23 protein-coding genes are annotated in these 20971 nt (G+C 69.8%); 14 read left to right on the top strand and 9 right to left on the bottom strand.

All coding sequences use genetic code 11. The annotated features are described in order from the left end of the window. The first annotated feature begins 54 nt into the window (after positions 1-54). From ABTX24_RS27495 to ABTX24_RS27480, 4 genes are all read left to right on the top strand, one after another. Positions 55-1035: a helix-turn-helix transcriptional regulator gene (locus tag ABTX24_RS27495; protein WP_160026665.1), complete on the top strand. Its 981-nt coding sequence runs from the start codon at positions 55-57 to the stop codon at positions 1033-1035. A gap of 152 nt (positions 1036-1187) precedes the next feature. Next, complete coding sequence (locus tag ABTX24_RS27490) at positions 1188-2471, top strand: adenylosuccinate synthase (protein ID WP_160026666.1); 1284 nt, start codon at positions 1188-1190, stop codon at positions 2469-2471. Positions 2472-2480: 9 nt separating this feature from the next. After that, positions 2481-3776, top strand: a complete 1296-nt coding sequence (gene purD / locus ABTX24_RS27485) for a phosphoribosylamine--glycine ligase (protein ID WP_350844188.1) — start codon at positions 2481-2483, stop codon at positions 3774-3776. 22 nt (positions 3777-3798) lie between these two features. After that, positions 3799-4077, top strand: coding sequence for a resistance to Congo red protein (locus ABTX24_RS27480; protein WP_160026668.1), 279 nt, complete (start codon positions 3799-3801; stop codon positions 4075-4077). Between the two features lie 31 nt (positions 4078-4108). On the opposite strand, the gene ABTX24_RS27475 is transcribed toward ABTX24_RS27480, so the two are convergent. Further along, positions 4109-5323, bottom strand: a complete 1215-nt coding sequence (locus ABTX24_RS27475) for a DUF4032 domain-containing protein (RefSeq protein ID WP_350844186.1) — start codon at positions 5321-5323, stop codon at positions 4109-4111. Positions 5324-5362: 39 nt separating this feature from the next. On the opposite strand from ABTX24_RS27475, the gene purB reads away from it, so the two are divergent. The 3 genes from purB to ABTX24_RS27460 are packed head-to-tail and all read left to right on the top strand — an operon-like array spanning position 5363 to position 8131. Continuing rightward, entirely contained in the window at positions 5363-6793 is a 1431-nt protein-coding gene (purB, locus tag ABTX24_RS27470; protein WP_350844184.1) for an adenylosuccinate lyase, read from the top strand. Between the two features lie 5 nt (positions 6794-6798). Next, positions 6799-7191 carry an NUDIX hydrolase gene (locus tag ABTX24_RS27465; RefSeq protein ID WP_350844182.1) on the top strand — a complete coding sequence of 131 codons (393 nt, stop codon included), beginning with the start codon at positions 6799-6801 and terminating at the stop codon, positions 7189-7191. Between the two features lie 40 nt (positions 7192-7231). Continuing rightward, the gene (locus tag ABTX24_RS27460) at positions 7232-8131 is read left to right on the top strand and encodes an oxygenase MpaB family protein (protein WP_350844180.1); all 900 of its coding nucleotides are present in this window, start codon (positions 7232-7234) and stop codon (positions 8129-8131) included. On the opposite strand, the gene ABTX24_RS27455 is transcribed toward ABTX24_RS27460, so the two are convergent. Beyond that, positions 8118-8435 carry an antibiotic biosynthesis monooxygenase family protein gene (locus ABTX24_RS27455; protein ID WP_350844178.1) on the bottom strand — a complete coding sequence of 106 codons (318 nt, stop codon included), beginning with the start codon at positions 8433-8435 and terminating at the stop codon, positions 8118-8120. The two genes, ABTX24_RS27460 and ABTX24_RS27455, sit on opposite strands and share 14 nt — an antisense overlap. Positions 8436-8493: 58 nt before the next feature. On the opposite strand from ABTX24_RS27455, the gene ABTX24_RS27450 reads away from it, so the two are divergent. After that, positions 8494-9072 (top strand): putative antibiotic biosynthesis monooxygenase, encoded by a 579-nt coding sequence (locus ABTX24_RS27450; RefSeq protein ID WP_350715820.1) that lies wholly within the window; start codon positions 8494-8496, stop codon positions 9070-9072. Here ABTX24_RS27450 and ABTX24_RS27445 read toward each other — a convergent pair. Next, positions 9069-9401 (bottom strand): ArsR/SmtB family transcription factor, encoded by a 333-nt coding sequence (locus ABTX24_RS27445; RefSeq protein ID WP_160026673.1) that lies wholly within the window; start codon positions 9399-9401, stop codon positions 9069-9071. The genes ABTX24_RS27450 and ABTX24_RS27445 overlap by 4 nt on opposite strands. An 86-nt stretch (positions 9402-9487) precedes the next feature. On the opposite strand from ABTX24_RS27445, the gene ABTX24_RS27440 reads away from it, so the two are divergent. Next, on the top strand, positions 9488-10696 hold the full coding sequence (locus tag ABTX24_RS27440) for an MFS transporter (RefSeq protein ID WP_350844176.1): 1209 nt from the start codon (positions 9488-9490) through the stop codon (positions 10694-10696). 1 nt (position 10697) lies between these two features. Here ABTX24_RS27440 and ABTX24_RS27435 read toward each other — a convergent pair whose 3' ends face one another. Together ABTX24_RS27435 and ABTX24_RS27430 are read right to left on the bottom strand one after the other, a co-directional pair. Further along, positions 10698-11297 (bottom strand): nucleoside deaminase, encoded by a 600-nt coding sequence (locus tag ABTX24_RS27435; protein WP_350844174.1) that lies wholly within the window; start codon positions 11295-11297, stop codon positions 10698-10700. Further along, the gene (locus ABTX24_RS27430) at positions 11297-11893 is read right to left on the bottom strand and encodes an HIT family protein (RefSeq protein WP_350715812.1); all 597 of its coding nucleotides are present in this window, start codon (positions 11891-11893) and stop codon (positions 11297-11299) included. Before ABTX24_RS27430 ends, ABTX24_RS27435 begins: the two co-directional genes overlap by 1 nt. A 160-nt stretch (positions 11894-12053) precedes the next feature. On the opposite strand from ABTX24_RS27430, the gene ABTX24_RS27425 reads away from it, so the two are divergent. Continuing rightward, complete coding sequence (locus tag ABTX24_RS27425; protein ID WP_350844172.1) at positions 12054-12953, top strand: hypothetical protein; 900 nt, start codon at positions 12054-12056, stop codon at positions 12951-12953. On the opposite strand, the gene ABTX24_RS27420 is transcribed toward ABTX24_RS27425, so the two are convergent. Continuing rightward, the gene (locus ABTX24_RS27420) at positions 12937-13923 is read right to left on the bottom strand and encodes a sulfotransferase family protein (protein WP_350844170.1); all 987 of its coding nucleotides are present in this window, start codon (positions 13921-13923) and stop codon (positions 12937-12939) included. The two genes, ABTX24_RS27425 and ABTX24_RS27420, sit on opposite strands and share 17 nt — an antisense overlap. 83 nt (positions 13924-14006) lie before the next feature. Between ABTX24_RS27420 and ABTX24_RS27415 the strand changes: the two genes are divergently transcribed. Together ABTX24_RS27415 and ABTX24_RS27410 are read left to right on the top strand one after the other, a co-directional pair. Further along, positions 14007-14915, top strand: a complete 909-nt coding sequence (locus ABTX24_RS27415) for a phosphoribosylaminoimidazolesuccinocarboxamide synthase (protein ID WP_350844169.1) — start codon at positions 14007-14009, stop codon at positions 14913-14915. Positions 14916-15009: 94 nt separating this feature from the next. Then, complete coding sequence (locus tag ABTX24_RS27410) at positions 15010-16572, top strand: long-chain-fatty-acid--CoA ligase (RefSeq protein WP_160026678.1); 1563 nt, start codon at positions 15010-15012, stop codon at positions 16570-16572. Between the two features lie 65 nt (positions 16573-16637). Here the strand turns inward: ABTX24_RS27410 and ABTX24_RS27405 are convergent, their stop codons facing one another. Together ABTX24_RS27405 and ABTX24_RS27400 are read right to left on the bottom strand one after the other, a co-directional pair. Next, complete coding sequence (locus ABTX24_RS27405; protein WP_350844167.1) at positions 16638-17255, bottom strand: hypothetical protein; 618 nt, start codon at positions 17253-17255, stop codon at positions 16638-16640. A gap of 116 nt (positions 17256-17371) precedes the next feature. Continuing rightward, on the bottom strand, positions 17372-18604 hold the full coding sequence (locus ABTX24_RS27400; protein WP_350844165.1) for an MFS transporter: 1233 nt from the start codon (positions 18602-18604) through the stop codon (positions 17372-17374). A gap of 79 nt (positions 18605-18683) precedes the next feature. Here ABTX24_RS27400 and purS point away from each other — a divergent pair, with 79 nt between their 5' ends. Both purS and purQ read left to right on the top strand, forming a co-directional pair. Beyond that, complete coding sequence (purS, locus tag ABTX24_RS27395) at positions 18684-18935, top strand: phosphoribosylformylglycinamidine synthase subunit PurS (protein WP_160026681.1); 252 nt, start codon at positions 18684-18686, stop codon at positions 18933-18935. Continuing rightward, positions 18932-19600, top strand: a complete 669-nt coding sequence (gene purQ / locus ABTX24_RS27390; RefSeq protein WP_141801401.1) for a phosphoribosylformylglycinamidine synthase subunit PurQ — start codon at positions 18932-18934, stop codon at positions 19598-19600. The genes purS and purQ overlap by 4 nt, the downstream gene beginning before the upstream one ends. A gap of 25 nt (positions 19601-19625) precedes the next feature. Here purQ and ABTX24_RS27385 read toward each other — a convergent pair. Continuing rightward, a partial coding sequence (locus ABTX24_RS27385) for a glycoside hydrolase domain-containing protein (RefSeq protein WP_350844163.1) occupies positions 19626-20971 on the bottom strand: 1346 nt, incomplete at its 5' end.

Genomic DNA, 20971 nt, shown 5'->3' with positions numbered 1-20971 from the left:
CGGCTCGTTCCTTCGTCAAGGTCCACCGCCGTATCCGGTACTACAGTGCCAGGTATGGAGAACGGCCGGTCGGAGACGTTGATGACCGCGCTCGGGTTCGACCCGGGCGCGGCACAGCTCTACAGCCGTCTTCTCCCGCTCAACGGGTGGCCGTTGGTGGTCGTGGCAGCGACGCTGTCCTCCTCCGAGGAGGAGCTGCTGGCAGAGGCCGCGCCGCTGGTCGACAGCGGTGTCGTCTCCATCGGCGAGACGTTGACCGTGCTCAGCCCGACGGCGGTGGTCGCCCACATGCTGGAGCGTGCCGCGACCCGGGCCCAGGACGCCCACGACCATCTGCTGAAGATCTCCCAGTCGGTGCCGTACGTCGCCGGCACCGCCGCGCGGCTCCCGGCCCAGATCGGCGAGGAGCACCCGATCGAGGGCGAGGTGATCGCGACCGAGTTCACGCCGGAGACCTTCGAGCGGCTGGTCTCGGCCACCTCGGGCGACATGATGTGGCTGCGCCCGGCGGTGACCGTGCATCCCTCGGAGATGCGGTTCATCTCGGTCATCGAGTCCACGATCAAGTCGGGTCGCCGGTGCCGTGGCATCTACCCGGTGGCGGCGCTGAAGCACTCACCCGACGTACTGCGGATGCGGGTCGAGATCGGTGAGGAGATCCGGATCCTGCCACGCGTCGGCACGCACCTGATGGTGGTCGGCAGCACGCACGCGATGTTCCCGGACCCGCTCGGGCCGGTGGAGCAGCCGATCATCAACGTACGCCAGCGGGGCATCGTCGAGGTGGTGACCAGCTACTTCGAGGAGCTGTGGCGCCGCGCCCTCCCGGCGGCCGAGCTCGAGGACCTGCCGAGCGCTGAGCGCCGCCTGCTGCTCGCCGAGCTGGCCAGCGGAGCACAGGACGAGCAGATCGCCCGGAGGCTGGGAGTCTCGCTGCGTACGGTCCGGCGACGGGTCGCCGAACTGCTCGAGGAGCTCGGTGCGACCTCACGGTTCGAGGCGGGTGTGGAGGCCGCACGGCGAGCCTGGCTGTGACGTACGAGTCCGAATTTGCTAGCGTGTGGTCGCAAGAGCCCTGGTCTTGCCAGGGCTTTCTGCATTTGATGGATCCAGCACACACTAGGTAATGGTGCGTTGAGCAGCCGCCGCAGGGCGGAGGGACTCCGTCCGGAGCGAAGGAGCAACACATGCCCGCGATCACGATCATCGGCGCCCAATGGGGCGACGAAGGCAAGGGCAAGGCGACCGACCTGCTCGGTGAGCACGTCGACTACGTCGTGAAGTTCAACGGCGGCAACAACGCCGGCCACACGGTGGTGATCGGCAAGGAGAAGTACGCCCTCCACCTGCTGCCCAGCGGCATCCTGACCGCCGGCGTGACGCCGGTGATCGGCAACGGCGTGGTCGTCGACCTGGCGGTCCTCTTCGAGGAGCTGAGCGGTCTGGAGCAGCGCGGCGTCGACATCTCCAAGCTGAAGCTGTCCGCCAGCGCCCACGTCATCGCCGACTACAACCGCCAGCTCGACAAGGTCACCGAGCGCTTCCTCGGCTCGCGCAAGATCGGCACCACCGGCCGCGGGATCGGGCCGACGTACGCCGACAAGGTCAACCGCATCGGTATCCGCGTCCAGGACCTCTTCGACGAGTCGATCCTGCGTGGCAAGGTCGAGGGTGCCCTGGAGCTGAAGAACCAGCTGCTCTCCAAGGTCTACAACCGCCGTGGCTTCACCGTCGACGCGGTCGTCGAGGACCTGCTGTCCTACGCCGACCGGATCGCGCCGATGGTCTGCGACACCGGCCTGCTGCTCAACCAGGCGCTCGACCGGGGGGAGACCGTGCTGCTCGAGGGCGGCCAGGCGACCCTGCTCGACGTCGACCACGGCACCTACCCCTTCGTGACCTCCTCCAACGCCACCTCGGGCGGCGCCTGCACCGGCTCCGGCATCCCGCCGACCCGGATCGACCGGGTCGTCGCGATCGTGAAGGCCTACACCACCCGCGTGGGGGAGGGGCCGTTCCCGACCGAGCTCTTCGACGCGTCGGGCGACTACCTGCGCGACAACGGCCACGAGTTCGGCACGACCACCGGACGCCCGCGCCGCTGTGGCTGGTACGACGCGGTCATCGCCCGCTACGCGGCCCGCGTCAACGGCGTCACCGACTTCGTCCTGACCAAGCTCGATGTGCTCGACGGCCTCGAGGAGATCCCGGTGTGCGTGGCGTACGACGTCGACGGCGTCCGTCACGACGAGATGCCCGTCAACCAGTCCGACTTCCACCACGCCAAGCCGATCTTCGAGATGCTGCCGGGCTGGAAGGAAGACATCTCGGGTGCGCGGTCGTTCGCCGACCTCCCGGCCAACGCCCAGGCGTACGTGAAGTACGTCGAGGAGATCTCCGGCGCCCCGATGTCGGTCATCGGCGTCGGCCCGGCCCGCGACGAGACGGTCATCATCAACTCGCTGACCTAAGGTTGGCGCGTGACTTCTCGCAAGATCCTCGTCGTCGGCACCGGTGGTCGTGAGCACGCGCTCGCGCTGAAGCTCTCCCAGGAGGGGAACGAGGTGTACGCCGCGCCCGGCAACCCCGGGATCGCGGCGTTCGCCACGCTCCGGGACGTGGACATCATGTCCGGTCCCGCGATCGCCGCCCTGGCCGGCGAGCTGGGCGTGGACCTGGTCGTCGTCGGGCCCGAGGCGCCGCTGGTGGCCGGGGTCGCCGACGCGGTCCGTGAGGCGGGGAGCGCGGTCTTCGGGCCGTCAGAGGCTGCCGCGCAGCTCGAGGGGTCGAAGGCGTTCTCGAAGGACGTGATGTCCGCGGCCGGCGTGCCGACCGCGGGCTCGCGGGTGGCGACCACGCCCGAGGAGGCGGCCGCCGCGCTGGACGAGTTCGGCGCTCCGTACGTCGTCAAGGACGACGCCCTTGCCGCGGGCAAGGGCGTCGTCGTGACCCGTGACCGTGAGGAGGCGCTGGCCCACGCGGCCGCCTGCGAGCGGGTCGTCATCGAGGAGTTCCTCGACGGCCCCGAGGTCTCGCTCTTCGCGATCTGCGACGGGACGCGGGCCTACGCGCTGCAGCCGGCGCAGGACTTCAAGCGGATCTTCGACGGCGGCAAGGGCGGCAACACCGGTGGTATGGGTGCCTACTCGCCGCTGCCGTGGGCGCAGCCGGACCTGGCCGACGTCGTGCTGACGACCGTCGTCCAGCCGACCCTGGTCGAGATGAAGAAGCGCGGCGCTCCGTTCATCGGGTGCCTCTACGTCGGGCTCTCGCTGACCGCCAAGGGGCCGAAGGTGATCGAGTTCAACTGCCGGTTCGGTGACCCCGACATCCAGCCGGTCCTCGCTCTTCTGGAGTCCTCCCTCGGCGACCTGCTCCTCGCGGCGGCCACGGGCGCGCTGGACACCGTCGACGCGCCGACCTTCTCCGACGGTGCTTCGGTGACCGTCGTGCTGGCCTCGGCGGGCTACCCCGAGTCGTCCTCGAAGGGCGACGTCATCACCGGCGCCGGCAACGCCAACTCGATCAACGACGTGGACGTGATCCACGCCGGCACGGCGATCGTCGACGCCTCCACCCCCGAGGAGCCCGACCACCGCCACCTGGTCACCGCGGGAGGCCGGGTGCTGGCCGTCCGCGCGAAGGGCTACGACATCGACGACGCGCGCTCGCGGGCGTACGCCGCCGCCGACCTGATCACGTTCGACGGACTCCAGCGGCGCTCCGACATCGCGGCCGAGCCGCTCGGCGTCGTCGAAGGCGCCTCGCTGCTTTGAGCATCGGCGTAGTCTGCCGAGCATGACCTGGGTCGTGTTCGGGATCGCTGTCGTCGCCGTGCTCGGCCTGATGATCGCCGCGTGCCACAAGGCGCTGCGGTCCTCCCGGCGAGGCGTCTCCGCCGGTCTCGGCGACGGCCTCGGCAACTTCATCGACGTCTTCGATCCCGGCAACGCCCGCGCTGCGCGCGACCTCAAGGAGCAGGACAACGTCGGTCACGTGATCCCGTCACCCGACGGCGACGACCCGCCCCACGGGGTGGACCTGAAGGCCGGCCGGGTCACCATCCGGCGGGCCTGAGACGTCCAGGAGCTCAGGGGAGACTCGGTGGTCAGTCCTCGGCGGGCGGAGTGACGGCCTCGTCGGGGCGGTGCTGGATGACGTCCTCGTAGTAGGACTCGGCGGCGTTGATGAGCTTGACCCACTCGCCGGCGAACTGGGAGAGCACCCAGCGGTGCTCGAGGATCTCGTGGAACATCTGCGCCGGGGTCAGCTTGGCGGCGGCGCCGGGCGGGCGCATCGCGACGATGGGCTCGTAGACCTCGCGCAGCCAGCGGCTCGCCGCGACCTCGATCGGCCGGTCGCCGAGCTCCCGGGTGGCGCGGAAGGCGGAGATGTCGTTGAGGATCCGCCGAGCCTGGGCGTCCTGGACGTCCAGGCCGGTCAGCGTACGCAGCTCGCGGCGGTGGTGGCCCAGCTCGACCACCCGCGGCCGCAACGCCACCGTGTCGCCGTCCTCGCTGGTCGTGATGTCGAGCTCCTCGACGTCGAAGCCGAGGTCGTGGAGGCGCTCGATGCGCTGCTCGATGTGCCACATCTCCTCGGCGGAGAAGACCTGCTCCTCGGTGAGCTCGCGCCACAGCGCGTCGTAGCGGCTCTGCAGCCGCTCGACGATCGCGTCGATCGGGAAGGCCTCGGGCAGGGACTCGCTCGCCTGCAGGTCGAGCAGCTCGCCGTAGATGTTCTGGTAGGCGACATCGAGGTCGTACTCCCGCAGCCGGTCGGAGAGCTCCGGCTTCAGCTCCCCGGTCTCGGCATCGACCAGGTAGGCGGCGAACCCGGCCGCGTCGCGTACGAACAGGACGTTCGACAAGGACACGTCGCCCCAGTAGAAGCCGGCCAGGTGGAGGCGTACGAGCAGGACGACCAGCGCGTCGATGAGCGCTGGGAGCCGGTCGGCTGCGAGCCCCCGCTCGAACAGCGCGCGGTAGGGGAGCGAGTAGGTGAGGTGCTCGGTCATCAGCGCGGCGCCGAGGTCGTTGCCGTCGCGGTCCTTGCGTCCGGTGACGACGCTCTTGGCGACCACGGTCGGCAGGCCGAGGCGCTGCAGCTCGCGCAGCATGTTGTACTCACGCCGGGCGATGTCGGCCTGAGTCTCCTTGACCGCGTAGATGTTGTTGCGCACCCGCACGATGCGTACGACATGGCGGCTCAGCCCGCGGGCCAGCGGCACCACGACATCATCGGGCCAGTCCTCCAGGGGAAATGACCAGGGCAGGGTGTAGATCGCCGGATCGGGCCGGCTGGCGAGGATCCGCAGGGCCATACCGCCACGTTAGTGGGGGTGGGCACGGAGCATGGGAGAATGTCCGCCGTGACTGTGGTGCCCAACGTTCTCGCCAACCGCTATGCCGCGGCCGACCTCGCCGGGATCTGGAGTCCCGAGCACAAGATCGTCCTGGAGCGTCAGCTCTGGATCGCGGTGCTCAAGGCCCAGAAGGATCTCGGCATCGACGTCCCCGACGGGGTCGTGGAGGCGTACGAGAAGGTCGTCGAGGACGTCGACCTCGACTCGATCGCGGCCCGCGAGCGGGTGACCCGCCACGACGTGAAGGCGCGGATCGAGGAGTTCGCCGCGCTGGCCGGTCACGAGCACATCCACAAGGGCATGACCTCGCGAGACCTCACCGAGAACGTCGAGCAGCTCCAGGTCCTCTCGAGCCTGAAGGTGATCCGCGACCGTGCCGTCGCGACGCTGGCCCGCCTGGCGCGGCTTGCGGCCGAGCACGAGACCACCGTCATGGCCGGCCGTTCGCACAATGTCGCTGCTCAGGCGACGACGCTCGGCAAGCGGTTCGCGACGGTCGCCGACGAGATGCTGGTCGGGCTCCAGCGGGTCGAGGAGCTCATCGCCCGCTACCCGCTGCGCGGGATCAAGGGCCCGATGGGCACGGCGCAGGACATGCTCGATCTGCTCGACGGTGACGCCGACAAGCTGGCCGCGCTCGAGGAGCGGGTCGCGGCCCACCTCGGCTTCGAGAACGTCTTCACCAGCGTCGGCCAGGTCTACCCGCGCTCCCTCGACTTCGACGCGGTCTCGGCGCTGGTCCAGCTCGTCTCCGGCCCCTCCAACCTCTCGACCACGATCCGGCTGATGGCCGGCAACGAGCTGGTCACCGAGGGCTTCAAGGAGGGCCAGGTCGGCTCCTCCGCGATGCCCCACAAGATGAACTCGCGCTCCACCGAGCGGGTCAACGGCCTCTCGGTGGTGCTCCGCGGCTACCTCTCGATGATCTCCGAGCTGGCCGGCGACCAGTGGAACGAGGGCGACGTCTCCGACTCCGTCGTGCGCCGCGTCGCGCTCCCGGACGCGTTCTTCGCCGCCGACGGCCTCTTCCAGACCTTCCTGACCGTGCTCGACGAGTTCGGCGCGTTCCCGGCCGTGATCCAGCGCGAGCTCGACCGCTACCTGCCGTTCCTGGCGACCACCAAGGTGCTCATGGCCGCCGTCCGCAACGGCGTCGGCCGCGAGGAGGCGCACGAGGCGATCAAGGAGGCCGCCGTCGGCACCGCGCTCTCGATGCGCAAGGGACAGGCCGAGAACGACGTCTTCGCCAAGCTCGGCGCCGACCCCCGCCTCGGTCTGACCGAGGAGCAGATCCAGTCGCTGGTCGCCGACCCGATCGAGTTCACCGGTGCCGCCGTCGCGCAGGTCCAGGAGGTCGTACGCCGCGTGGAGGCCGTCACCGCCCGCCACCCCGAGGCCGCCGCCTACGTGCCCGGGGAGATCCTCTGAGTCCCGTGATCACCGTCGCGGCGGTCGTCTTCCGCGACGGTGACGGGCGGATGCTGACCGTCCGCAAGAACGGCACCGCGAAGTTCATGCTCCCTGGCGGAAAGCTGGAGCCGGGGGAGTCGGCCGCGCAGGCGGCCGTCCGCGAGGTGGCGGAGGAGCTCGGCGTACGACTTCGGGTCGAGGATCTGGCGCTGCTCGGCGAGTTCGAGGCGGACGCCGCCAACGAGCCGGGTCATCTGGTGCGCTCGACGGTCTTCACCTGGACCGGAGAGGTCGCTCCGGACGCCGCTGCCGAGATCGCGGAACTGCGCTGGGCGACGCTCGCCGAGATCACCGACGGAGCCGACTTCGCCCCGCTGACCAGGGAGTACGTCGTCCCCGCGCTCGAACCCGCCTGAACCGCCGCGGCCGGCCGCGACGCGGTGTCAGACTGTTGGTGTGTCCGGGTACTTCGCCGCCGACTCGATGGTCGTCCGTGCCATGCGTCAGCGGGTCGTCGGGCTGAGCTGGGGACAGCGGGCGCTGGTGATCGGTGGCCTGCACCCACGGCTCTTCGTGGGCACCGCGCAGCACACGGTGCATCGGGCAACGCCTTACACCCGGCTCGCGCTGACCGCTCGGCTGATGGAGACGGTCTTCCTCGGCACCAAGGAGGAGGCCGACCGGGCGCTCGCCTTCACGGCGAAGCGGCACGTGCCCGTCGAGGGAACGATGGAGGTCCCCGGCGGTCCCGCGCATCCCGAGGGGTCGCCCTACTCGGCCGCCGACCCCGGGCTGATGTGGTGGACGGCGGCGTTCGCGCTCGACTCGGTCGAGTTCATGTACGACGCCCTGGTCCGCCCGCTCCGCCCGGACGAGCGCGAGGAGCTCTTCGACGGGTTCGTGACCTGGGCCGGTCTCTTCGGTATGCCGGCCTCGGCCGCGCCGGCGTCCTATCCCGACTTCCGCCGCCGCTTCGACGCCTGGCTCGCCTCGGACGAGCCGTATCTCGTGGACGAGGCGCGCCTGGTCGGCCGGCACATCGCCGGCACCGCCGGCTACCACCTGCCTGGCGGGCCGCCGACCTCCGAGACGCTCCGGACCGTCGTCCAGGGCAGCCTGCCGGCGCTGGTCCGCGAGCACTACGGCATCCCGTGGTCGGCAGCCGCCGAGAGGAGATGGCAGGCCGTACGCACCGCCAGCAGGCTCGCCCACGGCCGCCTCTCGCTCCTCGGGTCCACGCCGTTGCTGCGCGGGCGGAGCGAGAACTTCTACAAGGTCGTCCAGCAGGGTGAACAGGCGTTGGTGCGCCGAGGAGGCGTCAGCATTCCCGGCGTCTCCGACGTCACGCCGGCTTGACGTCCAGCACGACCTCGAACTCCAGCAGATCGGCGCCGGTGGAGACGGGCTTGCGCGGCGCCTCGCCCGGCGGAGTCGCGTGCGCGGCGCGGGCATCCCCGTCGCGCCAGGCCGCGAAGGACTCCTCGGAGTCCCAGTGGGTGACGACGAAGTAGCGGTCGTCACCTGCGACCGGGCGCAGCAGCTGGAAACCGAGGAACCCCGGTGACTTCTCGACCGCACCCGCCCGCGCCGCGAACCGCTTCTCGAGCTCCGCTCCCGCCTCGGCCGGAACCTGGATTGCATTGATCTTCACCACAGACATGCCGCAAACCTATGCGAGGGCTGGGGAGGCGGCGTACGTGCCTGCGACGATGGACGGCATGTCCGAGCCGGTAACCGTGACCATCGCCCGTCGAGTCTCCGTGGAGCGCCGCGACGAGATGGTCGCCTGGATGCAGGCGGGGATCAGGCTGGCCAGCGAGTTCCCCGGCTTCCTGGGAGCGGGCTGGGTGCGGCCGTCACCGGACTCCGACCAGTGGCACCTGCTCTACCGCTTCGACTCCCACGAGACCCTGGGCAGCTGGGACAACAGCCGACAGCGCGGCTGGTGGCTGGGCGCGGGCGAGCCGTTCGTCGAGGAGACCCGGATCGAGCGGCGCACCGGCATCGAGGGCTGGTTCGACCCGCCGAGCACCTACGACGTCGAGCAGGTCTCCGGGGTCGCGACGGCCCCGCCGCGGTGGAAGCAGACGATCACGATCTTCCTGATGTTCTACCCGGTCAGCCTGCTCGCCAACTGGCTGCTCGGCCCGCTGGTCGCGGAGTGGGCGCTGCCGCTGAAGGTGCTCGGGGTGATGGTCGTGACGCTGCCGTTCATGACCTACTTCGGGCTGCCGTGGATCACCCGCAACATGGAGTGGTTCCTGCACGGCCGCCCGGCGCCCTGGCGCCGAGGCTAGGGCTTCGCGTCGCCGTCTTCGGCGGAGAGCACCACGTCGAGGAGCCCGGGGAACCGCGCATCGAGATCCTCGCGCCGCAGCGAGAGGCGTCGGCCACGGCCGTTGGCCTCGTTGCGGACCACACCTGACGTACGCAGCACCTTCATCAGGTGCGACTTGGTCGACTTCGGCACGTCCGGGTTGCTCAGGTGGCACTCCGCCATGTCGAGCGGTCCGTCGACCAGCTGACGGGCGATCGCCAGGCGCTCGGGGTCGCTGAGCGCGAAGAGGACGGTCGTCAGTGAGATCTCCGACCGCTCAGGATGCGGAAGGTCCGGGGAAGAACTCATGGTTCGATAATAGTTGCACAGTCGACGGAAGGCACGTACTCTCGAACGAAAGGTTCGAAATAATTCGAACGATGGATGGAGTGGTGATGTCGGCAGAGGCAGTGAGCGGTGTGACGACGGACGCCGTCTCGGGGCGGCGGCTCGGGGCCGGGGTGGCTCTCGGGGCGGTCGTGCTGATGATGGCGGGGGCCAGTGCCCCCTCGCCGTTCTACCCCGACCTCCAGGTCGGCCTCGGGCTCCAGCCGTGGGTGATGACGGCGATCTTCGCCGTCTACGCCGTCGCTCTGCTCGGCACGCTGCTCGTGTTCGGCTCGATCTCCGACCACGTCGGCCGGCGGCCGGTGGTGACCGTCGGGTTCGTCCTCCTGGCGGCCAGCTTCCTGCTCTTCCGCGACGCCGACGCCGCCGCGGCCCTCTTCGAGGCGCGGATCCTGCAAGGCGTCGCGAGCGGGTTGCTGCTCTCGACCCTGTCCGCCGCCGTGGCCGACTTCGAGCGGCCGTCGCGGCCCGGTTCCGCCGCGGTGGTCAACGCCGTCGCCCCGATGGCAGGCCTGGCGGTCGGCGCCGTCGTCGCCGGCGTGGCGATGGAGATGGCCGCCGACGCGCGGCTCCTCGTCTTCGACGCCCTCATCCTGCTCTCCCTGCTGCTCGCGGCAGGTGTCTGGCTCGTACCGGAGACCGCGCCCCGCCACGAGGGCCTGGTGGCCTCGCTGCGTCCGCGGATCGCGGTGCCGCCGGCGATCCGGGGCCTGCTCGCCCGTAGCGCCCCGGCGATCTTCGCCGGCTGGGCCACCGGTGGGCTGTTCCTCTCCCTCGGCGCCGCGATCGTGCGCTCCGAGCTTGGCGTGACCAACCACATCCTGCAGGGGCTGGCGATCGGCGCCCTCGCCGGTGCGGGAGGGCTGGCGTCGTACGTCTTCCGGCACCGCTCGGCGCGGACGACGACGCTCTACGGCACGGCCGCACTGGCCACCGGCACCGTGCTCAGCCTGGCCGCACTCCTGGCCGGTTCGGTGACGGCGTACCTCGTCGCGGTGGTCGTCGCGGGCACCGGCTTCGGCACCGCCTTCTTCGGCATCCTGCGCTCGATCATGCCGCTCCTTCCGGCACATGAGCGGGCGGAGGTCTTCGCGGTGATCTTCATCGTGTCCTACCTCGCCTTCGGCATCCCGGCGGTCGTCGCCGGGCTGCTGACGCCGCAGATCGGTCTCACGACCACGACGTACGTCTACGGTGCCGTCGTCGCGGTGCTCTCCGCCGTGGCCGGCCTGCTGCGCTGGCGCAGCGGCGACTGAGTCAGGGGTGCGCGATCGCGCCGCCGCCCTTCCTCTCCTGGTACGTCGCCGAGAGCTCGTCGTAGGTCCGGGTGATCCGGGCGAGCTGGTCGGGGTCGGCGAGCGGGGCGAGTCCGGTGCTGACGAAGTAGGCGTTGGTGCGGTTGTAGAGATCTCGCCCCGGCGCAACCTCGTCGCGGTCGGGGTCCGGGACGGCGTAGACGCCTTTCAGGATCGCCAGGTCGTAGGGGATCGCGAAGGAGTCGGCCGAGTCCTGGTGGCTGAAGAGATAGGCGAACTCGGGAAACCCTGACCAGGCGATCCCCGACAGGCACAGCGAGCACGGCTCGTGGGTCGCCAGCAGCAGGCAGTCGGCGGGAGCCGGCCGGTCCTCCGCCGGCAGCTCGAAGAAGCGCTTGATGGCATGGATCTCCCCGTGCCACAGCGGGTTCTCGGTCTCGTTGTTGGTCTCGGCGACCACAGTCGAGAGGTCCGCGCGGCGCACGATCGCGGCACCGAAGATCTTGTTGCCCGCGGCCACGCCGGCACGGGTCAGCGGGACGATCTCCTGCTCGATCACGTCCAGCAGGCGGCGTACGTCTGCCTCGTCGGTCAGGTCCATCAGACCAGTGCCTCGCCGCCGTGGGTGGCGAGCTTGCGGGCGACCTCGGCCAGGTCGGCGCGCCAGATCTCCTCGGGGCCGGGCGGGAGGATGTCGTCCCAGTCGGGCGAGAAGCTGCCGCGTACGGAAAGCAGGTCCTTCGTGCGGGCCAGGAACCACATGTGCAGGTGCTCGGCACCGTCGCCGATCCGCATCGCGTGGCAGCGGGCGATGTTGGGCAGGCTCTCCACGATCCTGGCGAGCCGCACGGTGAGGACCCCGAACTCCGCCGCCTGGTGCTCGTCGAGATCGGGCAGGTCGTAGTGCTCGAGCGGCTCGAGGATCAGCACCAGCGGCAGCCCGGACTGCTTCAGGTGCTTCACCCGCCAGCTCTCGTCCTGCCAGATCACGCCCGGCAGGTCGGTGCCGCACAGGGTGCAGTCCACCCCGTCCTCGCCGCTGCGCGGCTCCTCGGGCGCCGGGGGAGCGAGCGGCTTGGGGGCGATCTCGCCGTCGCGTACGACCCACGGGAAGATGTCCCACTCGGTCACGCTCGGTGCGGGCAGGTCACCGCCGGCCTGGACTCGGGCATAGATCTGATCAGCTGTCTCGGCCATGGCTCGAACGATGCCACAGCGAGCGGCGGTGTAACACGCTGTTCGTAGCACTATCCGGTCGTTCCGATAGGGCGAGTAGTACTCCGAACGACGTGTTACACCTCGCGGCGACCCGGCGCGGCTGATTAGTCGAGTGAGTGGATTGACTATCATCGGCACCATGAGCATCGCGACGCTGTCATCCCTCCCGTCCTACGACGGCGCCGAGCTCGTGGTCCCGGCGCCCGGTGAGGGTCCGGGCAACTGGGCCGGCGCCGCGAGCGCGGTCCTGGTCGACGGGGTCTTCTGGCTGACCTGGCGCAACCGGCGGCCGCTCTCGGACGGGCGCGGGGTGACGGTCAGCGTCGCCCGGTCGACCGACGGGGTGCGGTTCGAGACGGTGACCGAGGTCCACCGCGACCAGTTCGGCTGCGAGTCGCTGGAGCGGCCGGTGCTGGTCCCGCTCCCGGACGGGCAGGGCTGGCGGCTCTACCTCTCCTGCGCCACGTGGGACTCCAAGCACTGGTGGGTCGACAGTCTCACCGCCGACACGGTCGAGGGGCTCCCGGACGGCCACCGCCAGGTCGTCCACCCCGGTAGCGACACCGTCGCGGTCAAGGACCCGGTGATCGCGATCGACCCGGTGACCCAGACCTGGCAGATGTGGCTGTGCTGCCACCCGCTCACCGAGCCGGGCCACGAGGACCGGATGACCACTCGCTATCTGACGAGCACCGACGGCCTGGAGTGGCACGACGACGGCGAGGTCCTTGCCGGCCGCCCCGGCCGCTGGGACGCCCGCGGGGCCCGGGTCACCACGGTCGTCTCCCACGACCCGCTCGTCGTCCTCTACGACGGCCGCGCCGACGCCGAGTCGAACTGGTACGAGACCACCGGCGTCGCCCGCTGGGACGGCACCCGACTGGTCGCCGACCCCGATGCGGCCCCGGTCACCAGCCCCCACTCCGACGGCGCCTTCCGCTACGCCAGCGCCGTTCCGCTGCCCGACGGAAGAATCCGCTACTACGTGGAGGCCGCCCGTGAGGACGGCGCCCACGACCTGATCACGCTGGTTCGCTGAGGTTCTCCGCGAGTCTCGCGCGTTCCTGGAACGATCCCCGGCTCGACGTGGAGAGCCAGTCGGAGAAGTCCTGCCCGCTCACCTTGGTCAGCAGCTCGATGTCCTCGGCGAAGGCGGGCAGGAGCTGCTCGCGCTGCTCCGGGGTCAGCCGGGGCCGGTGGTGGTCGCCCGGTCCCGCCAGCTGGCGCAGCAACGGCGGGTAGCTCCGGCGCCAGACCTCCGGCGGCGCGAACTGGGCGAGCCAGGCACCGCCCCTGACCACGGGCCCGAGCACCTTCGGGCGCCAGCCGGGCTCGACGTACGTCCTGCTGTTGTCCTTCGGGATGTGACCGACATGGCCCTGCTCGATGCCGAGGAAACGGCAGGCGCGGTCGACGGTCGAGGCGGGTTCGTCGACGATGTCGCGGTAGCGCACCACCAGCACGCGGTCCTCGCCGACCAGCCCGTAGAGGTGGTCGAGCTGGCGGCCGTAGAGCCCGAGCTCGCGATAGCGCCAGAACGGCGCCCAGCCGTCGTGGGCGCGCCGGTCCTGGAGCCGGAACGCCGTGGGGAAGTCGGCGACCGGCTCCAGCCCGTCGCACCACAGATGCATCCAGTTGGAGTAGGCGCGGTCGATCGGGTCGCGCACGACGGCGATCAGCTTCACGTTCGGAAGCTCCTGGGCGATCCGCCGCTGGGCGCTGGTGGACCAGAGGTAGAACGGCGTGCTCTCACCTCGGATCGCGTGCTCGGGGGCGGCGGCGAAGAGCCGGTCGTAGTCCGTACGCCGCCAGACCCACTCCTGCTGGGAGTGCTTGTCGCCGGGGCCGCGCCAGTGCGGCGGCGGAGCGTCGTCGCAGAGCCAGTACTTCGGTTCCTTCGGTGTCGTGGCGAACACCTGAGGGTGCCTCGCCAGCGCCGAGTGCAGTGCCGTGGTCCCTGCTTTCGGTGCCCCGATGATCAAGAAGTCTGGCTGTGGTCGTCGCTCCATGGGCGGCCCTTCCGCTTAAATCGCTCGAAACAGTCTACTTAAGCGAGAAACGGTTCGGGAGGACTATCTCTTAGGCTGATCCCGTGGCTGAACTCAACATCCCCCCGGCGCCGGCGATCCCGGGCGCGAAGCACCTCCACTCCGGCAAGGTGCGCGACCTCTACGAGCTGGAGGAGGGTCCGTACGCCGGCCAGCTCCTGATGGTCGCCAGCGACCGCATCTCGGCCTTCGACCACGTCTTCGACACGGTCATCCCGGACAAGGGTGAGATCCTCACCAAGCTCTCGCTGTGGTGGTTCGAGCAGTTCGAGGACCTGGTGCCGACCCATGTGCTCTCGACCGACGTCCCCGAGTCGGTGGCCGGTCGGGCGGTGGTCGCTCAGAAGCTCCACATGCTCCCCGTCGAGAGCGTCGCGCGCGGCTACCTGACCGGGTCGGGCCTGCGTGAGTACGAGGCGACCGGCGAGGTCTGCGGCATCCGGCTCCCGGCCGGTCTGGTCGATGGCTCCCGGCTCACCCCGCCGATCTTCACCCCGGCCACCAAGGCCGAGCTCGGCGACCACGACGAGAACGTCACCTACGAGTACGTCTCCAAGCTGATCGGCGAGGACGACGCCGCCGCGGTGCGCCGGCTCACCCTGGCGGTCTACCAGCGCGCCGACGAGATCGCCCGTGGCTGCGGCCTCATCCTGGCCGACACGAAGTTCGAGTTCGGCGTACGCCAGGACGACCTGGGCATCCGCACGATCGTGCTTGCCGACGAGGTCCTCACCCCCGACTCCTCCCGCTACTGGGACGCGAGTCAGTGGCATCCCGGGAGCGCGATCCCCAGCTTCGACAAGGACGTCATCCGGCGCTGGCTGCTCTCGCCCGAGTCCGGCTGGGACCGCGCCGCCGGTGGTCCGCCGCCGGAGCTGCCCGAGGAGATCGTCGCGCGCACGCGGGCGAAGTACGTCGAGGCGTACGAGAAGCTCACCGGTCACCGATTCTGAGACACGTGTCGCACTAAAAAACGCGGACCGTGTTTCTTGGGGGGCTACTTGCGGGTAGGTTGTGACGCGTAACACGCACACCACTGGAGGCCATGTGTCCACGTACAACCTCGCTTCGCTGCTCGAAGACTCCGCGGCGAACTATCCCGAGCGCACCGCGATCGTGCTGGGAGACATCCGTCTGAACTACGCCCAGATCAACGGTGCCGCCAACCAGGTCGCGAACCTGCTGGCGAGCAAGGGCATCGGCGCGGGCGACCGGGTCGCTCTGATGAGCCCGAACCTGCCCTACTTCACGATGGTCTACTTCGGCATCCTCAAGGCCGGCGCAACCGTCGTGCCGCTCAACGTGCTGCTCAAGGGGCGCGAGGTGGCCTACCACCTCAAGGACTCCGACGCGAAGGCCCTCTTCGCCTTCGAGGGCACGCCGGAGCTCGCCATCGGCGCCGAGGCGCACGCCGGCGCGCAGGAGGCTGGGGTCGAGAACTTCTTCCTGATCACCGTGGACCCGACCGCCGCGTCGCCGATCGAGGGCGTGACCACGCTCGGCCAGGGCATCGGGACCCAGCCGCCGACGTTCGACACCGTGGCCACCGACGAGGACGACACCGCGGTCATCCTCTACACCTCGGGCACCACCGGGCAGCCCAAGGGCGCCGAGCTGCGTCACCGCAACATGCGCGACAACGCGCTGGCCGGCGCCGACCTCTTCGGTGCCTCGGCCGAGCGGCCTGACACCTATCTCGCCGTGCTGCCCCTCTTCCACGCCTTCGGTCAGACCGTGGTGCAGAACGGCGCGATCGCCTTCGGTGGCACCGTCGTGCTGCTGCCCCGCTTCGACGCCGCTGCCGCGCTGGCGACGATGCTCAAGGAGAGCGTCACGTTCTTCGCCGGCGTACCGACGATGTACTGGGGCCTGCTCGGTGCCCTCTCCGAGGACACCGACGTGGACACGCTCGCCAAGAATCTGCGCGTCGCCGCCGCCGGTGGCTCGGCCCTCCCGGTCGAGATCCACAAGGAGTTCGAGAAGCGCTTCGGCGTCACCATCCTCGAGGGCTACGGCCTCTCCGAGACCTCGCCGGTGGCGTCGTTCTCGCTCTACGGCCAGCCGGTACGCCCGGGCTCGATCGGCGTCCCGATCCCCGGTGTCGAGATGCGCCTGATCGACCCGGCGTCGTGGGACGACATCGAGTGGACCCCCGACGCGATCGGCGAGATCGCGATCAAGGGCCACAACATCTTCAAGGGCTACTACAACCGCCCCGAGGCCACCGCCGAGGTGCTCACCGACGAGGGCTGGTTCCGCTCGGGCGACCTCGCCAAGCGTGACGAGGACGGGTGGTACTACATCGTCGACCGCGCCAAGGAGCTCATCATCCGCGGCGGCTTCAACGTCTACCCGCGTGAGATCGAAGAGGTCCTGCTGACCCACCCGGCGGTCTCGCTGGCCGCCGTGATCGGCGTCCCGCACGACTCCCACGGTGAGGAGATCAAGGCGGTCCTCGTGCTGAAGCCCGGCGCCTCCGCGACCTCCGAGGAGATCGTCGCCTGGAGCAAGGAGCAGATGGCGGCCTACAAGTACCCGCGCATCGTCGAGATCGTCGACGCCCTGCCGATGACCGCCACCGGCAAGATCCTCAAGCGCGAGCTCAAGTAGGACATTCCGTACGCCGGCAGCAACGTAACTCGAAGATCGCAGCCACTGTGGCTGCGATCTTCGAGTTACGGCTCGATGTGATCGTTGCGATCCACGCCGAGCGCGTCGAGAGCCGCCTCGACCGCGGCGATCCGCCCGGCTCGGTCGGCTGGGATGAGTTCGACGGAAGCGTGACCGTCGGCGATCCAGATGCCCAGGAGGGTGCGGTCGGCGTGAGGGAGCCGTTCGACTCGCACCTGGAAAGCTCGCGCTCTCCGGTCGAGGACCCATCTCGGCTCCGTGTCGCCCATACCCCAGACCTCGATGAGCCCAGGGCGGACGCCGAGAGCGATCGCCGCACCGTTGTTGAGGCCGACCAGGTTCACACCCAGCGCCCGTGCGTTATCCCTGGTGCCCTCCGACGCGAACCCCGTGATGACGGCGGCATCGGGGTGGGCGGCAAGAACCCGCCCGGCGAGGACGCGTCGGCGTCGGGTCATCATCGGCATGACCAGGGCGATGATGACGACCGCGATCAGAACCCAGGACACGGCCACAGTGATCAGGACCTCGATGGCTCTGCCGTCGGCGCCGAGCGCCCGGGCCATCAGTACGGCAGCCAGTGGTGCGACGCCGAGTGCGACCTTCACAAGATGGCTGCGACGCTCTGCACGTTTGCCGAGCCGCATGTGTGGTGCGCTCATCGCGGGATCTCCAGTCTCCACGAGCACAGGATCATCGCGTGTCCGGACGTGGCGGGCCATGCCATTGCGGACCGCCGGCATCCACGGGTGGTGAAGCCCAGCGGTGACTCGCCGGGTTACTGATGCCGCGACGGTGTGCGGAATCGGAGCATCTCGCGCGAGGTGGCGCCGACCGCGGCGAGGGCGAGCAGGCAGGTGATGCCGCCGCTGACCAGGGCGAACGAGCCCGAGGTGAGCTGGGCGACGGCGCCGCCGCGGAGGTTGCCGACCTCCGGCCCACCGGCGCCGACGATCATCTCGATCGCGGCGGTCCGGCCGCGCAGGTCGTCGGGTACGGCGAGCTGGATCAGGGTGCCGCGGGTGACCACGCTGACCGAGTCGGCCGCTCCGGCGACGGCGAGCAGGGCGAGGCACAGCCACGGTGAGGTGACCAGCCCGACGGCGCCGAGGCTGGCGCCCCATACGGCCGCAGCGCCGATCGTGATCAGTCCCGGCCGGCTGCGTCTGGTGAACGAACCCGAGAAGAGCGAGGCCGCCACGCCGCCGACGGCGATCGCGGTCAGGAACAGCCCGAGGGTGCGTGGGTCTCCGCCGAACCGGGCCTCGTTGACCAGCGGAAACAGGCTGACCGGCATGGCCAGGACGGTGGCCGCCAGGTCGACGAGGAGCACGCCACGTACGACCGGCTGGGTGGCCGCGAAGCGCAGACCTTCGAGGATGCCGCCGCCGGTCGTCCTCGTCGCGGGCGCGAGGGCGGGGAGGCCGATGACACCGAGGAACCCGGCGGCGAAGGAGGCCGCGTCGACGGCGTACGCGATCTCGAGGCCGGCGTAGCCGATGATCAGCCCGCCCAGTGCCGGGCCGAGGAGCATCGAGCCCTGGAAGCTCAGCCGGTTGAGGGCGAGCCCGGCGGCGACCTGGTCGGTGGCGAGGAGTCGCGGGATCACGCCCATGCCCGCTGGTGCGGCGACCGAGCCCGCGGCGGCCATCAGCGCGACCAGCACCAGGACGAGCCCGAGCGAGGACGGGGAGGTGCCCAGCCAGAGAGCCTGCGCCGTCAGCAGCAGGGCCAGCACGAGCTGGGTGAGGTTGGTGGCCAGCAGGATCGAGCGCCGGTCCGCGCGGTCGGCCACCGCGCCGCCCCAGAGCCCGATCGTGAGCATCGGGACGAGCTGGGCGATCGCGACGCAGCCGGACCAGAACGGGCTGTGGGTCGCCTCCCAGACCTGGTACATCACTGCGACCACCGAGATCTGCCCACCGAGCCCCGACACCGCCCGCCCGATGAAGAAACGGCGGAAAGCGGGAGACGTACGCAACGGGGTGATGTCGATCAGCAGCTGGCGCACGAGGAGCGAGCGTAAAGACCGGACCGGGCGGGTGCCAACGGTTTAGGTGAGCGGCGTATGGCCCACCTAGACTGCAGCCATGCCTCGCGTTGTCGTCGACGTCATGCCCAAGCCCGAGATTCTCGACCCGCAGGGGAAAGCCGTACTCGGCGCCCTGCCGCGGCTCGGGTTCACCGGGGTCACCGAGGTCCGTCAGGGCAAGCGGTTCGAGCTGGAGATCCCCGAGGTCACCGACGACGCGCTCGCCCAGATCGAGAAGCTGGCCGAGACCTTCCTGGCCAACACGGTGATCGAGAACTACGTCGTACGCGTGGAAGAGACCGCGAAGTGAAGATCGGCGTCATCACCTTCCCGGGGACGCTCGACGACGTCGACGCGCAGCGCGCCGTCCGTGTCGGCGGCAACGAGGCCGTTGCGCTGTGGCACGGCGACCACGACCTGCAGGGCGTCGACGCGGTGATCCTGCCGGGCGGCTTCTCCTACGGCGACTACCTGCGCTGCGGTGCCATCTCCCGCTTCGCGCCGATCATGACCGAGGTCATCGAGGGCGCTCAGAAGGGCCTTCCGGTGCTCGGCATCTGCAACGGCTTCCAGATGCTCGTCGAGTCCCACCTGCTCCCCGGCGGCCTGCTGCGCAACGACCACCTCAAGTTCATCTGCCGCGACCAGAAGCTGCGCATCGAGAACACCTCGACCGCCTGGACCTCCGCCTTCACCCAGGACCAGGAGATCGTGGTCCCGCTGAAGAACGGTGAGGGGCAGTACGTCGCCGACGCCGACACCATCAAGCGGCTCGAGGACGAGGGCCGCGTCGTCGCGCGCTACCTCGACGTGAACCCCAACGGCTCGGTCAACGACATCGCCGGCATCACCAACGAGGCCGGCAACGTCGTCGGCCTGATGCCCCACCCCGAGCACGCCGTGGAGACACTCACCGGCTCCGGTACCGACGGCCTCGGCTTCTTCACCTCGCTGGCTGAGAAGGCTTTCGCCTGAGGCTGTGCCTTGATGAAGGTACGCATCAGCGGCCGCGGGACAGGTCGTACCAGGTGACGGCCGTAGCCATGCCGTCGGGCGTGCGCCCGAGCCGCCGCTGATAGGCGACCAGGCCGACGTGGGTGGTCCAGTCGAGGACCCCGGTGACCTTGACCCGCTCCTCTGTGCGGGTGGTGGAGTTGAGCGCGCGCTGGAGGTCGCGGACCTGGTCACCGGCGGAGCCGCGCTTCAGGATCGGGTGCTGGTTGGCCGCCCACAGCGTCTTCCAGGCGCCTCGGGTCCACAGGTCGCGAACAGCCAGCCCGTGGCTGCGCTGCCAGTTGTGAACAGCGGCGCGCAGCGCGGTGCCGTAGTAGCCGCTCATCACGCCGTCGAAGGTGCCGCGGGTGCTGAGCATGCACTTGAGCGCCTTCACGTACGCCGCGGGAGGCGTGTAGGTCGACGTCGCCGGGCGGAGATCGGGGTAGTAGTCGAAGTCGACACGTACGCCACCGCACCGGACCACCGGCGGGGCGTAGGAGCCGCGGCCGACGTCGAGATAGTCGGAGTCGATGTTGATCGTGACGCCGCCGTGGGTCTCGTCGTGGCCGCCGCGATACTGCTTGACGCGGTCGTGGTCGCTCCACACCGAGTCCGGGATGTACGTCGTCGACGTGTTCGCCTTGCCGTCCCAGTCGGCGATCCACAGATCCGAGGGGAAGGTGAACCCGCTCGGCTGGGCGCGCCAGACGTCGTAGATCGCCTTGATCCCCGACGAGGCGCTGGAGTACATCGCCGAGCGGTAGCCGAGCACCTTGATCCGGTAGCTCCACGCCGAGATGAACCACATCGCCGACTCGCGGCAGACCCGGTTGGTGATGTCGAAGGCCTCGAGGTCGTAGAACATCGTGCTGCCGGCCGCGATCCCGTAGCCCTTGGCGGCGGTGACTGCCGCGTTGGCCTCGTTGATCGCCTGACGCCTCGCCGCCGCGTACCCGTCAGCCGGGTCGGGGTTGATCTTCGGGTCGTCGCCGTAGCGGGGATAGCGCGCGTTGCACGATGCCTGCGGGCCGAGCGTGATCGGCAGCAGCCGCCAGCCGCGCGCCTGCTGGTTGCGCACCCAGGTGGCCGAGAGGTACGTCTGGGTGCGGCAGGCACGAGACTTGCCTGCGATGTAGATGCCCACGCCGGTGAAGTTCGAGGTCTTCCACCACTGGTCCATCGCGGTCTGCGACGGCGCCTGGCACTGGTCGAAGCCGAAGCCGGTGAAGTTGCCCGGAGTGACCGGGTTGGCAGCCGTCGCGGGGCCGGCCGAAGCCAGCCCCGCTTGACCCACCCGGTGACGTACGTCCCGTTGATGTGCTCGCCGTTGAGGTCGAGCACCCGGCCGCC

This window comes from Nocardioides sp. NPDC127514, from assembly GCF_040302125.1.
Lineage (GTDB): Bacteria > Actinomycetota > Actinomycetes > Propionibacteriales > Nocardioidaceae > Nocardioides.
The sequence above is the reverse complement of the archived record's forward strand: the minus strand, read 5'-3'. Positions and strand labels throughout refer to the sequence as shown.

Coding starts and splice junctions, on each gene's coding strand:
- purS (WP_160026681.1), top strand. CDS start 18,684: ATGCCTCGCGTTGTCGTCGACGTCATGCCCAAGCCCGAGATTCTCGAC.
- purB (WP_350844184.1), top strand. CDS start 5,363: ATGTCCGCCGTGACTGTGGTGCCCAACGTTCTCGCCAACCGCTATGCC.
- ABTX24_RS27450 (WP_350715820.1), top strand. CDS start 8,494: ATGTCCGAGCCGGTAACCGTGACCATCGCCCGTCGAGTCTCCGTGGAG.
- ABTX24_RS27490 (WP_160026666.1), top strand. CDS start 1,188: ATGCCCGCGATCACGATCATCGGCGCCCAATGGGGCGACGAAGGCAAG.
- ABTX24_RS27475 (WP_350844186.1), bottom strand. CDS start 5,323: ATGGCCCTGCGGATCCTCGCCAGCCGGCCCGATCCGGCGATCTACACC.
- ABTX24_RS27405 (WP_350844167.1), bottom strand. CDS start 17,255: ATGAGCGCACCACACATGCGGCTCGGCAAACGTGCAGAGCGTCGCAGC.
- ABTX24_RS27425 (WP_350844172.1), top strand. CDS start 12,054: ATGAGCATCGCGACGCTGTCATCCCTCCCGTCCTACGACGGCGCCGAG.
- ABTX24_RS27480 (WP_160026668.1), top strand. CDS start 3,799: ATGACCTGGGTCGTGTTCGGGATCGCTGTCGTCGCCGTGCTCGGCCTG.
- ABTX24_RS27440 (WP_350844176.1), top strand. CDS start 9,488: ATGTCGGCAGAGGCAGTGAGCGGTGTGACGACGGACGCCGTCTCGGGG.
- ABTX24_RS27435 (WP_350844174.1), bottom strand. CDS start 11,297: ATGGACCTGACCGACGAGGCAGACGTACGCCGCCTGCTGGACGTGATC.
- ABTX24_RS27455 (WP_350844178.1), bottom strand. CDS start 8,435: ATGTCTGTGGTGAAGATCAATGCAATCCAGGTTCCGGCCGAGGCGGGA.
- ABTX24_RS27495 (WP_160026665.1), top strand. CDS start 55: ATGGAGAACGGCCGGTCGGAGACGTTGATGACCGCGCTCGGGTTCGAC.
- ABTX24_RS27445 (WP_160026673.1), bottom strand. CDS start 9,401: ATGAGTTCTTCCCCGGACCTTCCGCATCCTGAGCGGTCGGAGATCTCA.
- ABTX24_RS27430 (WP_350715812.1), bottom strand. CDS start 11,893: ATGGCCGAGACAGCTGATCAGATCTATGCCCGAGTCCAGGCCGGCGGT.
- ABTX24_RS27420 (WP_350844170.1), bottom strand. CDS start 13,923: ATGGAGCGACGACCACAGCCAGACTTCTTGATCATCGGGGCACCGAAA.